Genomic DNA, 12,436 nt, shown 5'->3' on the forward strand with positions numbered 1-12,436 from the left:
AGGAGACTGCGCCGGGCGCAGTCCGCCAACCACACCTCAACGAGCGCGGCGCAAGCCGAAGCCGAGCCCGATCCAGCCGGCGCCGGCCATGATGAGATCGATGGCGAGGAACAGGCCGAGGATATAGAGGCTCGACACCGGCCAGCGCGCCAGGATCAGCAGGCCGAGCAGAAGCGTGATCACACCTGATAGCGCCACCCAGATCCAGGGCGTTTCGCGTTTCATGCTGAAGGCCAGCACGATTCGCATGATGCCCGAGACCACCAGCGATGCGCCGAGAACGAGGGTCAGGAGCACCGCGGCGAGCAGCGGATTCTGGAACGTGACGAAACCGCCTATGATATAGAGCACGCCGAGCAGGACCCAGAGCAGGAATTTGCCCCAGCTCTTGATCTGGAAGGCGCTAATCACCTCGGCGACGCCGGCGATGATCATCATTACGCCGACAACAAAGACGCTGACGACGGTGGCCATCGCGACGCTGCCAAGCGCGATAAACCCGGCGAGCAGATAGACGACGCCGAGCGCGACGATCCAGCCCCATTTGGCGCGCAACGGCGCTGTATCCGAGCCGGCTGTTCTCACGGTGTCTGAAGTGCTGGTCATGACGGTCCTCCGAAAACGAAAACCTATCCGACGTCAGTTTGTCGGTCCCTCGACGCGATAGGGCGCGGGGTGCTCGACACCTGGATACTAGCGCAACTGCGCGTTGCGATCACCCGATTTTGGTATTTTCGGTCGCTATTTCATTCGCGAGACCTTGCCGCGGCGATGCCGATCGCCTCGTCGGGTAGGCGATTGTTGAGCCGTAACAGTAGACTAGATCAGCTTCATCCCCTTCAAACTCGCATGCCCGTTCTTGCCGACGATGATGTGGTCGTGCACGGAAATGCCGAGCGGGGTGGCGATCTCGACGATCGCCTTGGTCATCTGGATGTCGGCCTACGAGGGCGTCGGATCGCCGCTTGGATGATTGTGCAGGAAAACGCCGTTCGCAAAACCGCGTGCTTCCGCGGTTTTGCATTCGAGCATGAGTTGGCTCTCGCCACCTGTTCGACAGTCACTCGGGCTTGATCCCCGCGTCCTTCACGACCTTGCTCCAGTGCGCCATCTGCGACTTGATATGCGCGCCGAACTCGCCAGGTGTGCCGCCGGCGGGCTCCGCCGCGATCTTCGCGAACGCCTCACGCACGCTCGCCGTCGCCAAGGCCTTGTTGATTGCCTCGTTCAGCTTGCCGATGATGGCGTCTGGTGTGCCGCTCTTCACCACGAAACCGAGCCAGTCCGCGATAACGAGTTCCGGGAATCCCTCCTCGACGACGGTGGGAACGTCCTTCAGGGCTGCCATGCGTGTTGGCGCCGTGACGGCCAGCGCTCGGAGCTTGCCGGAGGCAATCAGGTCGAGAACAGGCAGAGGCGTGATGAACTGATAGTGGTTGGTGCCATTGATGAGATCTCCGATCGCCTGCGGCAGGGCCCGGTAGGGGACGTGGGTCGCGCTCACCCCGGTCTGAAGCCTGAACTGTTCGCCTGCGAGATGGGCCGGCGTGCCCATCCCGCCTGATGAGAACGTAAGCTTGTCGGGCTGGCTTTTCAGCAAGGCGACAAGCTCCGCCATCGACTTGGCGGATACTGACGGATTGGCAACCAGAACGTGATGCGCGGTCATGACCTTGAACACCGGAGCAAAATCGGTTTCATGACGAAAAGCTATGTTCGACAGGAGTGCGGGAGATGCCGAGGCGCCCAATGTGAAGACCAGGATGGAATATCCATCCGCCGGTTGCTTGAGGACCTCGCCGGCTGCAAGCGTCCCTGCGGCCCCAGGTTTGTTCTCGACGACAATCCGCCAGCCTTCGCTCTGCCCAAGCTCGTTCGCGACGATGCGCGTGATGATATCCGGCGGCGCGCCCGCGCCGCCTCCGACGACGATGCGGATCATGCTGGACGGGTAGGGTTGCGCGACCGCCGGTTGGGCCATTGCTCCCAGGCTCACTGCCAACAGGAGGCGCCCCCACCAACGGTTTCCACGAAATGTCTGTGTTGCCATTCTCACCCTCCTCGTAGATGCACAGCATCGTGCCGCCTCGGATGTCCCGCTCGCGAAGGATCGGGCTCTGTTGTGCAAGAAACCACAGAAATCGGAGGCGATTCCGCTAAGCGGAACGCTGAATTCCGGACTCCGGAACGCTGGACTCCGCGAAGCGGAACGGAAAGAATGGCCGAGTTCGACGGGCGAGAGGCATCGGCAATGCCGAGGGTCGAAACAATCAGAGGACTGGAGCGAGGACTGCAAGTCCTGCGGTTTCTCCATTCCGAGCCAATTTCGTCCCTGCACGAGATCCACGCTGCAACGGCGATATCCAAGCCCAGTCTGCTGCGCATTTTGAACACGCTGGAGCGGGCGGGCATGGTCGCGCGGCGTCTGGCCGACGGCCGCTATCGGCTAAGCGTTTTCACGGACGTGGTGCGAAAGCGGGACCGGTACGACCGCGTTGCCGAGGCAGCAGCACCCGTTCTGACGCAGCTGTGTAAGAAGGTTAAGTGGCCGTCCGATCTGTTCGTGCCCGCCGGCAACTGCATGGAAAGACGCGAGACGACTGTGCCGCACAGTCCGTTCGTGCTCCCAGGGCTGCACAGCCGGGTTGGTGGCCGGGTGGGGTGGCTGATGACGGGCGTCGGGCGCGCTTATCTCGCGTGGTGCCCGGAGAAGGAACGGGAGGCGACTTTGCGCACACTCCGGAAATCCAACAACCCGGAGGATTGGTTCGCGCTCGACCCGAGGAAGCTCGAGCGAATTCTCAGTGAGGTGCGGCGCCGGGGTTACGCCACACGTGACCCAAGCTACGTGGCGGGTCGATACGGAGAAACCCCGGCTGATGATGGGGCAGCCGCAATTGCCGTGGCGCTGTTCGATGGCAGGCGTGTTCATGGCTCGATCAATTTTCGCTGGATCAGGACGGCATTCACGGTAGAGGACTTCGCCGCCCGGTACCTTGCCGATCTGCAGGCCGCCGCGCGCGAGATCGTGGGCTCTCTGCAGCGGCCGGCAAGGTAGCCGACACGGACTTGCTAGATCAGCCGCAATTCAGACTCGCATGCCCGTTCCTGCCGACGATGTCTCTTAGTGGCGCGCCGCGGTCACGGCAGACAGCGCCGCAGCCGTCCTGACATCAGCATCTGGATCATGGCGTAGCGCATTCAACGCGCCTGCGGCCCCGGACGCGCGCGGCCCAACAATCTTGAGACCGAGCGCTGCCTGCTCTCTCAAGTCGGCGCGGTCCGTCCTGTCGAGCAATTTCACCAGCATCGGCACGGCCCTCTCATCCCCCGTAATCTTCGCCAGAGCGATAGCTGACCACGCAGCCAGCCCCGGTCGCGGGGAGTGCAATTGCGCGAGTAGCGGTTCTGCTGCAGCGCCTGCGGCAGGGCCGATCCGTCCCAGTGCGTCCGCCGCCCATTCGGCGCGCGGATCGTCCGGCTGCAGAAGAATATCCGACAGCACCGGCACCGCCGCTGCGCCAATGCGCGCAAGCGCCGTTGCTGCCGCCGACACGATGATGCCACTCTCGTGTCCGAGCGCTGCTATTAGCGTTGCAAGGGCAGCAGGATCGCTGGAGCCCATGGAGCCCAGTGCGTCGGCGGCGGCCCACTGCAAGTCCCAATCGTCGGATTCCAGCGCGGCAAGAACCTGATCGATCAGCGGAGCCGCAGCTGGGCCAATCTGACTGATCGCGTCGCATACAGTCTCGCCAAAGTCGGGGAACAGCCTTGCCAGATGGGGCAGCGCAACATCGATGCGGCGGTCTACACGCCACAGGGCCACTGCGGCTGCGATGATGGTCGACTCGTTTTCGCCGTTCAGCGCGTCGATGAGGAACGGCACAGCCGCATGCGCTCTCGGGCCCAGCATGCCAATCACCTCGCAGGCGATGGGCGCCGAGCGTTTTCGCGCGCCCCGGACGACCTGACAAATTGGGGCAACGTAGGATGTGAGGTCGATGTCCTCCGCAAGCTCTTTCAGTTGACGGATAGCAATCTCCTCAACTCGCTCGGATGTATCCGATAATCGAGGCAAGATCAGGTCGACGAGAGTCGCCGGATCGAGATCGAGAGATCCAATGGCGTAGCAGGCGCTCCATCGGACGTCGTCGTCCGCGTCTGTGAGTGCGTCGAAGATCTCTTGCTGACGTGCGCGCAATGGTGCGAGATCTGCGGCCGCTTTTGCAAGGCCGCCCAGGCCGTGCAAGGCAGAACGGCGATCCTCTGTCGTTCCTGCGCGTGCCATGTCGAACAGGGCCGAAATTGTGCGTTGACGGGCATCTCCGATCAAACCAAGCGCCCAGGCCGCGCGTGAGCGCACCTCCTGAACCGGGTCTGCGAGCAACGGCAGTATGCTGTGCGCGGCGATAATCGCCTCTTTGCCGATTGTTCCGAACGATGAGCATGCGCGCTGCCGTACGGTGGGATTCTGGTGCTTTAGCTGATCGATCAGCGGCTCGAGGCTGTCCGGCGCACTATTGCTGAGGCCGTAGCTTGCGCTTTCACCGATCTCTTTGTCATCATCGGCGAGGAGCTCCAGCCAGATAGGAATCGCCGCGCGCGCGCGGACGTGCACTCTCCGGCAGAGATCGGACAGGTCGCGGATGGCGGTTTGCCGGCGCGCACCGTCAGCATGCTTTATTTCGGCGGCAACGCGGCAGATGATCTCCGCTATCGCCTGATCAGACAAGGAGGGATCAATCAACATGCGCTCCTAGATCAGCTTCAGCCCCTTCAAACTCGAATGCCCGTTCTTCCCCACGATGATGTGGTCGTGCACGGAGATGCCGAGCGGCGTGGCGATCTGGACAATCGCTTTGGTCATTTGGATGTCGGCCTGCGACGGCGTCGGATCGCCGGATGGGTGGTTATGCACGACCCTGCTCTTCTCGAGTAACATATTGAAAGTAAACGAATTGGGGGAAGTAATTGACCTGCGAGGGGACGGCGATTGGGGGCGGCTTTGCGTGCTCCTCCGTGATCATCACGCTTCTTCACCGTCATCCACGTTGGGTCTCGCTGAAGCTCGGCACGAGACCGTATTCTTTTGATCCCAAGCATCAAGTTCATTCGTTGGGTACAAAACAGCCTTGCCAATTTTGACGAAGGTTGGTCCGATCCTCATCGCTCGCCAATTTCGAAGAGTGCCAACTGAGACGCTGCCACGATATCTTTCGGAGACCTCTTCGGCGGTCAGAAATTTATTGTGAGACATCAACTTCCCCTACGCTAGCGACAAAGCGATCACATTTAGAAAGGCCATAGAGCTTCCAATCATGCTCGTGCACGGTTTGGTGCAACGGCCGCGCATCTGTTGAAAGGAGAGGATTGTCGCCGTCGCGAAAACGGATGTCGCGGGATAGACAAAGGAAGGGCTGTTTTTTCGCTACTTAGCCTTGTGCGTGCGCTCGAAGATCGCCACTGCTACGAGATCCAGACTACGAATCTGAGGGTCGGACGTTCGAATCGTTCCCGGCGCGCCATCTATCTTCGGTCCGTTCCGGACACATGGGTTACGGTTTATTCCGGAGACATAGGTAACACCTTTGGGCCGAACGGGTTGTCTATCGGTTCGAGTCTGCATGTCTCGTCGTGGAAGTAACCCAAATCATAGTTCATGAAGGTGACGAGCCAAATCCTGTCGCTCACCTGCTTAATCCCGACGTTCTGCCCAGCGAAGACCACGCTGAGGTTGATTTTCTGCCGGTTGAAGCAGATACGGCCGCATGTCGTTACGGTCGCGGTCCTGTCGTGGAAGGGATAATCAAGGTCCGGCAGGCCCTGGTAGATCCGCCTTGAGGGGATATAGCGCTCGGCCGGGCACTGCATGTTGAGCGCTTGGTGGGGCCGCTCGTTGTTGTAGCAGTCGATGAAATCGTCGAACCTGGCCTGCTGCTGCAGGAAGTTGCGCGCGGCCGGCTTGATGGTCTCCAACTTCAAGGTCAGATGCATCCGCTCGTGGCGGCCGTTCTGCTGCGGGTTGCCTGGCTTGATCCGCTCGATCGCGATGCCGAGCCTGAGCCACCAGACCGACAGCCTGCTCAATCCGAACAGCGCATTGGGATTGGCAAAGGGAACACCGTTGTCGGTGCGGATGGCCTGCGGCAGGCCAAACTCCTTGAATGCGCTTTCAAACACCGAGAAGGCATAGGCTTCCTTGGTGGTGTGCAAGGCTTCGCAGGCAATGAGATAACGGCTGGCAAAGTCGGTGATGGTCAGCGGATAGCAGTAGCGGCGATCGGCGAGCATGAACTCGCCCTTGTAGTCGGCACACCACAGCTCATTCGGTTGGGCCGGGTGAGAGAGTGTGGTGCCCTCAGCCCGGTTGCGTCGTCGGGTTCGCCGCTTGACCAGGCCATGACGATCGAGCACCGCATGCACGGTGCTGATCGCGGGCGTGTGCACATCCGGATAAAGCCGGGCCAGCCGTTCCCTGATCTTTGGGGCGCCCCAGCTCGGCTTGTCCTGCTTCAAGCGCACGATCAGCGTCTCGATCTGGGTGGGCAGCTGGTTGGCATGGCGATAGGGCCGGCGCGAGCGGTCGGTGAGCCCTTCCAAGCCAATCTCGTTGTAGCGCGAGAAGATCTTGTAGCCGGTCTTGCGGGAGATGCCGAACTCGCGGCAAAGGCCCGCCATCCGCTCCCCGTCCAGCCGCCGGGCAATGAATTTTAGACGCTCATCCATGGGTTTACACGCCTTCCAGGGCATTTTGCGCTCCCCGCAAAAGGCCCGATTGTGTAACCCATGTCTCCGGAATGAACTGTCACCCCTCTCTCAGGAAGGGCATTCTTCACATGTCATCGATTTTCAGAACGGTCTACGACGCCACCAGACTAAAATTTGCGTTTAGTCTGGGGAAATTTTTCAAGCTCCGCTGCTTTCCATTCCAGATTGGAAGCGTGACCGCTCCCAATCCGCCTTTGTCTGCTCGGAGAGCCCAAACCGGGGCGGCGTCAGGCTGTCAAGGCCGAAGCCGCGAAGCGGGGGCGCGATAGCGCCAGCCTTTACGGTCTGACGCCGGTCCGGTTCACTGTCGCCGGCAGCAAGCGATCGCCGACCTCATCTGACCGCATCGAACTCGCGCTTCGGTCGCCATGCGACGGGATCGGCAATCCAGCGGTTGATGTCGGATTCATGCCAGCCGCTCCCGTTGACGCTGATCTTGATCTGCGGCGGGAACGTGCCCTCGGCAATCTTGCGGTAGATGGTGGATCGGGACAGCCCGGTCCGGGAAAGGACAGTTTTCAGACGGATGATGCGGTCTGGTTCGCGCATGGCCGCGCGGCCTCCTGCTGGCTGTTTCTGACGACTGCTGAGACCAGACAGGGCAGGCATTCAAGGGCACGCAAGCGGGTCTTACACGCCGCCGTACTTTGGCGAAGAGTCGGCGGTAAATCGGATGGGTCAAATTCCGATGCCCCGGCCTCTGCCAATGTCGATGCCGTGAGTGAAGGCCAATTCCTGGCCGAGCCGGCGGCCTGATTCAAACGCGATGCCGAGATCCCGCTTGCGGTTGGCGAGGATGGATTCCAGTTGCAGATCGCGTTCAAGGCTTTTTGCCATGTCGCCCATCGCCGAGCGCGCCGCCTTGTAGCCGGCGATGTCGCCCGCCTGATACTGACGCTGGCTGGTGTGGTCGAGCTTCTGCCAGCGTTCCACGAAACGGTCGGCGCGGCGGCCCGGATCGGTGCGCAGTTCGGTTTCGAGCTGGAGCGCGCGGACGGCGCGGGCGGAGTTGCCCGAAGCGGCTTCAAGGGCGAGTTCCGGGTCCTTCTTGTAGGCCGCTTCGGCGTCGTGCGAGCCGTAGGGCCGCACCTCCTCGAAGACCTCGCGGGCCTCCTGCAATTCCTTCACCTGCTCGGGACTTGCCTCGCCGCCTTGGTCCTGCATATCGAAGATCGCATTCACGGCTCGGGCATGACGGATGAGAGCCTTCGTGCGGGCCTTACGCAACGCCCCTTCAGGGTCTTCCACCGCCTTCCTTTCCGGCGCTTCCCGTCGCGGCTTTCGCGCGTTGTCCGTGCCAGGCACAGCTTCGGCAGACGGGCGCAGGCCATCGAATATGTTGCGCACCCTCTCGGGCACGACTTTGCGCACGATCTTGGCCACACGCTCGCGGAAGGTGATCCCACGTCGTTCGGCATAGTTTTGGGCCGGATCGGCGCGTTCGTAATCCGAAGCCATGTCCTTGGCCCGGTCGCGCGACAGGGTGCGGACAAGCCGGTCCTGACTGGCAAAATCGTCGAGGCCATAATGCAGGTCCACGCCGTCTCGATGCCGCGACAGGGCGACATAGCTGCCATGGGCGTCCATGCCCGGTGTCGCCAGCACATGGGTGTGGTCTACTGTCATACCCTGGGCCTTGTGGATGGTTGCGGCATAGCCATGGTCGATCCGGTTATAATCCCTGAGATCGAAGCGAACGGATCGGCCGTCGTCGGTCTGCACGGTCATGAATTGCGCGCTGACCTGCTCGACAATCCCGAGCGTGCCGTTCTTTACGCCGAGCCCGTGCTCGTTTTGCAGGAACATGACGCGGTCTCCGCGGGCGAAGTGGCGCGCACCGCGCTCGACCATGAGCCGCACGTCCTCGCCCAGATCGCCCGCAGCCCGCATCCGCTCCCGCGCCGCCTCGTTCAGCGCGCGGACCTCGTCGTTGGTGTGGGTGAGGATGATCCGGTTGCGCTCCGGTGCTGCCTGCCGGTCGCGATCCCAGCGCTCGATCAGATCGCCGCGCGCCTGCTCGCGGGTTTGGGCCTCATGCACCATGCCGTGGGAGCGGTAGGCCTCAAAGGCATTGCCGGTTCTGCCGGTTGTCAGATCGCGCGTGGCGTCCCGCTGCCAATCCTCTCGCTGACGGCGCACCTCGCCGATTTCCGCGCCGCCGTGACGTTCATGGATCGAACGGAACGCAGCGCCAGCTTCGATAGCTTGCAACTGCTTGACATCGCCGACCAGCACGACTTTCGCGTTGGCCTCTGCCGCATGCGATAGGACGCGCTCCAACGGGCGCGTGCCGACCATACCCGCCTCGTCGATGACCAGAACGTCGCGCGCAGTGAGAAGATCGCGGCCGTGTCCCCAGCCATGCTCCATGCTGGCGATGGTGCGGGACGCAATGCCCGATCCGCTTTCGAGATTTTCCGCAGCGATGCCGGACAGGGCGACGCCCCGGACCTCGTAGCCCGCCGCTTCCCAGGCCTCCCGCGCTACGCCCAGCATCGCGCTCTTTCCCGTTCCGGCATGGCCGACCACGATCCCAAGGTCGCACCCGTCCGTGACATGCGCCAGCGCGTCCGCCTGCTCGCCCGAAAGAACAAGGCCGCGTTCTGCCGCCCGGGCCAGCGCCGCTCGGCGGTCTCTGTTCCGCACCTCATGGCGTTCGCGCTCCGCCATATGTTCCGCCGCACGATGCAGACGCTGTTCAGCTTCGATCATCGCTCGCGTGGTGAAGCGATCTTCGCCGCGAGCGTCCCTGCCGAGTTCAACCAGATCGGGCGCTCCGCGCATCGCGTCCATGACCTCATTGAACTGGGCGATGCCGTCGCTGTGACGATGCGCGAACCTCGCCATATCCCGGCCCGTGAAGGTCGATTGCTGATGCGTGATTGCATCCAACCCGAGGGAAGGATCAGCGATGATCCGTGTGCCATTGCCGCGCGCGATCTCCCGGTGCAGTTCGGCGCGGTCGGCTTCGGTCCCTTCGCCCTCGATGCCCCGATCCTCAATACGTTTGGCGGGCGCACCGATCTGGCTTTGCGGCTCCAGTGCGATGCCCTGCGCTTCGAGGCTGCGGTGGTCGATACGCGCGTCGATGTCGAGCTCGGCCAGCCGCTCATTGGCAAGCTCTGCCCAGCGTTCACGCCAGCGCTCGACCATCTCGGTGCGGTTCCAGTCTCGCACCTTCTGGCCAAAACCGGTCTCGTCAACTGCGCGCATGGTCAACATGACATGGGCATGGGGTTTCGCTATGCCGTCCTCGGCCATGTCCCAATGCACATTGAGATCGGCGATCATGCCCCGATCCACGAATTCGCCCCGAACGAAGTCGCGGGCGAGTTCGATCCCCTGAGCCTGGGTCATCTCGCGGGGAAGCGCGAATTCGACCTCGCGGGCAAGCTGCGCGTCCTTGCGGACTTCGAACGCCTCGACTTCGTTCCAGAGCCGTTCGCGGTCGCCCCATGCCTCCGGCGCGTTTTCCGGCAGCAGCACCTCGGCATGGACGACGCCGCGCTTTGCGGAAAAATCGTGGCTGCGATCAAGCCGCTCGTCGCGCAGCCGCGAGCCCGAACGGTAGGCGGCTGACGCCACCGCGCTGGAGCCAGACTTGCGGCCAATGACCTTGACGTGAAGATGATAGATCGCCATCGCGATCAGATCAGTGGCACGGTCAAGCGCACGTCGGAACGACGTATAAGCGCGCCCTCCCTCGAAAAATTCTCGGGCGGGACTACCCCGTCCCAGGCTATCCCGGCAGCCTTACAGCATTCCGCAGGCTGCTCAATTACTATTGCTCCATCGACAGCTTACACAGCTTACGGAGGATATGATGCGCAAACCTCGGGACTTTGACGCGGAGCTGAAATCGCTCGAAGACAAGGCGCGTGAGCTGAAAACCCGCAAGGTGCGGCAGCTCGGCGAACTGGTTATCGCCACCGGGGCTGACACACTCACTGCCAATGAACTGGCGGGTGCGCTGATCGTGCTGGTGGAGACAAAAGAGGCCGGAAAGAGGGAGGCTTGGGCCAGGCGCGGGGCCGCGTTCTTTCAGGGATGGTCGCGGCGAAATGCACCGACAACTGACCGCGACACGGACGGCGCTCCGGCGCAACCGGGCGGCGCGCAACCGGTGTCAGGCCGCAAGGGCGCGACATGACGTGCGCACATGGCAGGTCGAGCGCCGCAAACGAACGCGGCACCTCATCGAACTCGGCGGCCTCGTCGTGAAAGCCGGACTCATCAACCTGATCGGCGATGATCGCGCCACCATGCTCGGCGCGCTGCTCTGGATCGCCGACAAGCTCCAAAGCGATCAAGGCGAACGGGCGCGAGCGCTGTGGTCAGCAAAGGGGAAGCAAGCGTTCGAGGCGGACCCGACGGCACACAAGGGGACAGATCGATCCGATCCAGCAGCTCGTCGTTGAACCACGACAATGGTATGTCAACTATGCGAAGACCGATGGTTGCAAGCGGGCTTTGAATTGGCGCCCAACATTGCCTCTGCAGCGCCGCCACAAGTGCGGTCAGCGTCGCCGCGTCACCGCGCCTGTGATCCGCATGCGAGCCTCGGCCGCGAACTCAATCTAGATCGTACCGCTGGTTCCGGAGGGCGCCGTCAACGGTTGCCGATCTGGCGCAATGGAGACTGCCGCAAAACGGACCCCGTCATCCTGCCGCTGCACTGGCTCAGACCCGCAAGCGAGGACGCCCGCGCGGCGGACAGGACTATGTCTCATCCGCCTCGACAAGCCGGCCTTTCCGAGCCAGACGGCGCCACGTGAACAATTGGCTCGCGGACAGCCCGTTTCGCCGCGCCGTCACCGACACAAGCCGGGGCCCGCTATAGCTCTCCGCCACGATCCGGTGCTTCTCTTCCAACGTCCAACGGCGCCGGGTGCCCGTCGAGATAACGTCAAGCCGCGAGGTCTTCGGAACAGGCGTATGCCCAGTCATACGCCTATGTCTTCACCGCCACAGCATATCAGGCAAGGCGGCCTTCGCCGGAAGAATATGAGCAAATCGGACATCTGCGCGATCAAGTGGTCACCATTTCGGGGCGCGCCGAAACGTCGTATCGCGAGATCATGAATATGCCGAGGCGAGCGCTAACGGGGATGCGCGAACCAAGTGCGACGTTCCCATCAGTTGCATGGACCAGGTAGGCGGATTAAAACCTAGGTATGCTCTCCTCAACCAACGAACATTGTGAGTCGACCTCTGTTCAATAGTTCCATCCGTTCCTCTTGACTATGCTTAGCGTGTGACCGGCTCGATGTGTCGAGCGACAGGATAGCGGGAGGAGTTCCGGTGATGAGCATCATGGAAGCAACCTCACTGTCGGGTTTTGCTCGCAAGGCGGCTGAGTCAGCCTGCGACTTGGCTAGTGTCATTTACAACCTGATCAGGGACGTGCGCGACAGTTACCGGCCCGGGCTGCACTACATGCGTGGCCCCGGCCGAAAATGGCGCGCCAAGCATCAGCCCTGGCTAGGAGCTGATCCTCAACCCGTACCGCCGGCTGGGCAGCGCCAGCCCGATAGCCAGACCGAAGTTACGAAATCATCCTCATGAAAAGGGTATCGCTCTTTGCCGTCTCGATCGACAAGCTCTAGGGCCGAAACCTCGAAGTGCGATCGAACCTGCGATCTAACCTTTGCTCACGCTCGTTGGGCAG

General features: G+C 62.1%; 12 protein-coding genes, 1 tRNA gene and 2 pseudogenes. 5 read left to right on the forward strand and 10 right to left on the reverse strand.

Going from position 1 to position 12,436, the window contains the following annotated elements:
- Window positions 1-36: 36 nt before the first annotated feature.
- The 3 genes and pseudogenes from ACH79_RS13060 to ACH79_RS13070 form a co-directional block, all read right to left on the reverse strand.
- Window positions 37-606, reverse strand: coding sequence for an HdeD family acid-resistance protein (locus tag ACH79_RS13060; protein ID WP_161851391.1), 570 nt, complete (start codon window positions 604-606; stop codon window positions 37-39).
- 213 nt (window positions 607-819) lie between these two features.
- Window positions 820-987 (reverse strand): annotated as a pseudogene (locus ACH79_RS13065) (JAB domain-containing protein); the annotation flags it as partial.
- Window positions 988-1,060: 73 nt separating this feature from the next.
- On the reverse strand, window positions 1,061-1,981 hold the full coding sequence (locus ACH79_RS13070) for a tripartite tricarboxylate transporter substrate binding protein (protein ID WP_161851392.1): 921 nt from the start codon (window positions 1,979-1,981) through the stop codon (window positions 1,061-1,063).
- 237 nt (window positions 1,982-2,218) lie between these two features.
- Here ACH79_RS13070 and ACH79_RS13075 point away from each other — a divergent pair, with 237 nt between their 5' ends.
- The gene (locus tag ACH79_RS13075) at window positions 2,219-3,058 is read left to right on the forward strand and encodes an IclR family transcriptional regulator C-terminal domain-containing protein (protein WP_161851393.1); all 840 of its coding nucleotides are present in this window, start codon (window positions 2,219-2,221) and stop codon (window positions 3,056-3,058) included.
- 66 nt (window positions 3,059-3,124) lie between these two features.
- Here the strand turns inward: ACH79_RS13075 and ACH79_RS13080 are convergent, their stop codons facing one another.
- The 3 genes and pseudogenes from ACH79_RS13080 to ACH79_RS43845 form a co-directional block, all read right to left on the reverse strand.
- Complete coding sequence (locus tag ACH79_RS13080; protein WP_161851394.1) at window positions 3,125-4,750, reverse strand: HEAT repeat domain-containing protein; 1,626 nt, start codon at window positions 4,748-4,750, stop codon at window positions 3,125-3,127.
- 6 nt (window positions 4,751-4,756) lie between these two features.
- Window positions 4,757-4,921 (reverse strand): annotated as a pseudogene (locus ACH79_RS13085) (JAB domain-containing protein); the annotation flags it as partial.
- A gap of 105 nt (window positions 4,922-5,026) precedes the next feature.
- Window positions 5,027-5,257 carry an AlpA family transcriptional regulator gene (locus tag ACH79_RS43845; protein WP_212416795.1) on the reverse strand — a complete coding sequence of 77 codons (231 nt, stop codon included), beginning with the start codon at window positions 5,255-5,257 and terminating at the stop codon, window positions 5,027-5,029.
- A 189-nt stretch (window positions 5,258-5,446) separates the two neighbouring features.
- Between ACH79_RS43845 and ACH79_RS13090 the strand changes: the two genes are divergently transcribed.
- A tRNA-Arg gene (locus ACH79_RS13090) sits at window positions 5,447-5,525 on the forward strand.
- Window positions 5,526-5,562: 37 nt separating this feature from the next.
- Here ACH79_RS13090 and ACH79_RS13095 read toward each other — a convergent pair.
- The 3 genes from ACH79_RS13095 to traA all read right to left on the reverse strand — a co-directional run bounded on the left by ACH79_RS13095 (window position 5,563) and on the right by traA (window position 10,410).
- The gene (locus ACH79_RS13095; RefSeq protein WP_371419394.1) at window positions 5,563-6,750 is read right to left on the reverse strand and encodes an IS481 family transposase; all 1,188 of its coding nucleotides are present in this window, start codon (window positions 6,748-6,750) and stop codon (window positions 5,563-5,565) included.
- A 351-nt stretch (window positions 6,751-7,101) separates the two neighbouring features.
- A complete protein-coding gene (locus ACH79_RS13100; protein ID WP_161851397.1) occupies window positions 7,102-7,317 on the reverse strand; it encodes an AlpA family transcriptional regulator in 216 nt (71 codons plus the stop codon).
- Between the two features lie 129 nt (window positions 7,318-7,446).
- Window positions 7,447-10,410 (reverse strand): Ti-type conjugative transfer relaxase TraA, encoded by a 2,964-nt coding sequence (gene traA / locus ACH79_RS13105; protein WP_161851398.1) that lies wholly within the window; start codon window positions 10,408-10,410, stop codon window positions 7,447-7,449.
- A 181-nt stretch (window positions 10,411-10,591) separates the two neighbouring features.
- On the opposite strand from traA, the gene ACH79_RS13110 reads away from it, so the two are divergent.
- Together ACH79_RS13110 and ACH79_RS13115 are read left to right on the forward strand one after the other, a co-directional pair.
- Window positions 10,592-10,918 (forward strand): conjugal transfer protein TraD, encoded by a 327-nt coding sequence (locus ACH79_RS13110; RefSeq protein WP_161851399.1) that lies wholly within the window; start codon window positions 10,592-10,594, stop codon window positions 10,916-10,918.
- Between the two features lies 1 nt (window position 10,919).
- Entirely contained in the window at window positions 10,920-11,186 is a 267-nt protein-coding gene (locus ACH79_RS13115; protein WP_161851400.1) for a conjugal transfer protein TraD, read from the forward strand.
- 301 nt (window positions 11,187-11,487) lie between these two features.
- Here ACH79_RS13115 and ACH79_RS13120 read toward each other — a convergent pair whose 3' ends face one another.
- Window positions 11,488-11,715 (reverse strand): transposase, encoded by a 228-nt coding sequence (locus ACH79_RS13120; RefSeq protein WP_161851401.1) that lies wholly within the window; start codon window positions 11,713-11,715, stop codon window positions 11,488-11,490.
- Between the two features lie 357 nt (window positions 11,716-12,072).
- On the opposite strand from ACH79_RS13120, the gene ACH79_RS42935 reads away from it, so the two are divergent.
- A complete protein-coding gene (locus tag ACH79_RS42935) occupies window positions 12,073-12,333 on the forward strand; it encodes a hypothetical protein (protein WP_202639389.1) in 261 nt (86 codons plus the stop codon).
- The last annotated feature ends 103 nt before the right edge of the window (window positions 12,334-12,436 follow it).

This window comes from Bradyrhizobium sp. CCBAU 051011 (assembly GCF_009930815.1).
Lineage (GTDB): Bacteria > Pseudomonadota > Alphaproteobacteria > Rhizobiales > Xanthobacteraceae > Bradyrhizobium.

What these genes read in the sequence shown, in the direction of transcription:
- ACH79_RS13060 (WP_161851391.1), bottom strand. Translation starts at nt 606, where the DNA reads ATGACCAGCACTTCAGACACCGTGAGAACAGCCGGCTCGGATACAGCG.
- ACH79_RS13070 (WP_161851392.1), bottom strand. Translation starts at nt 1,981, where the DNA reads ATGGCCCAACCGGCGGTCGCGCAACCCTACCCGTCCAGCATGATCCGC.
- ACH79_RS13075 (WP_161851393.1), top strand. Translation starts at nt 2,219, where the DNA reads ATGGCCGAGTTCGACGGGCGAGAGGCATCGGCAATGCCGAGGGTCGAA.
- ACH79_RS13080 (WP_161851394.1), bottom strand. Translation starts at nt 4,750, where the DNA reads ATGTTGATTGATCCCTCCTTGTCTGATCAGGCGATAGCGGAGATCATC.
- ACH79_RS43845 (WP_212416795.1), bottom strand. Translation starts at nt 5,257, where the DNA reads ATGTCTCACAATAAATTTCTGACCGCCGAAGAGGTCTCCGAAAGATAT.
- ACH79_RS13095 (WP_371419394.1), bottom strand. Translation starts at nt 6,750, where the DNA reads ATGCCCTGGAAGGCGTGTAAACCCATGGATGAGCGTCTAAAATTCATT.
- ACH79_RS13100 (WP_161851397.1), bottom strand. Translation starts at nt 7,317, where the DNA reads ATGCGCGAACCAGACCGCATCATCCGTCTGAAAACTGTCCTTTCCCGG.
- traA (WP_161851398.1), bottom strand. Translation starts at nt 10,410, where the DNA reads ATGGCGATCTATCATCTTCACGTCAAGGTCATTGGCCGCAAGTCTGGC.
- ACH79_RS13110 (WP_161851399.1), top strand. Translation starts at nt 10,592, where the DNA reads ATGCGCAAACCTCGGGACTTTGACGCGGAGCTGAAATCGCTCGAAGAC.
- ACH79_RS13120 (WP_161851401.1), bottom strand. Translation starts at nt 11,715, where the DNA reads ATGACTGGGCATACGCCTGTTCCGAAGACCTCGCGGCTTGACGTTATC.
- ACH79_RS42935 (WP_202639389.1), top strand. Translation starts at nt 12,073, where the DNA reads ATGAGCATCATGGAAGCAACCTCACTGTCGGGTTTTGCTCGCAAGGCG.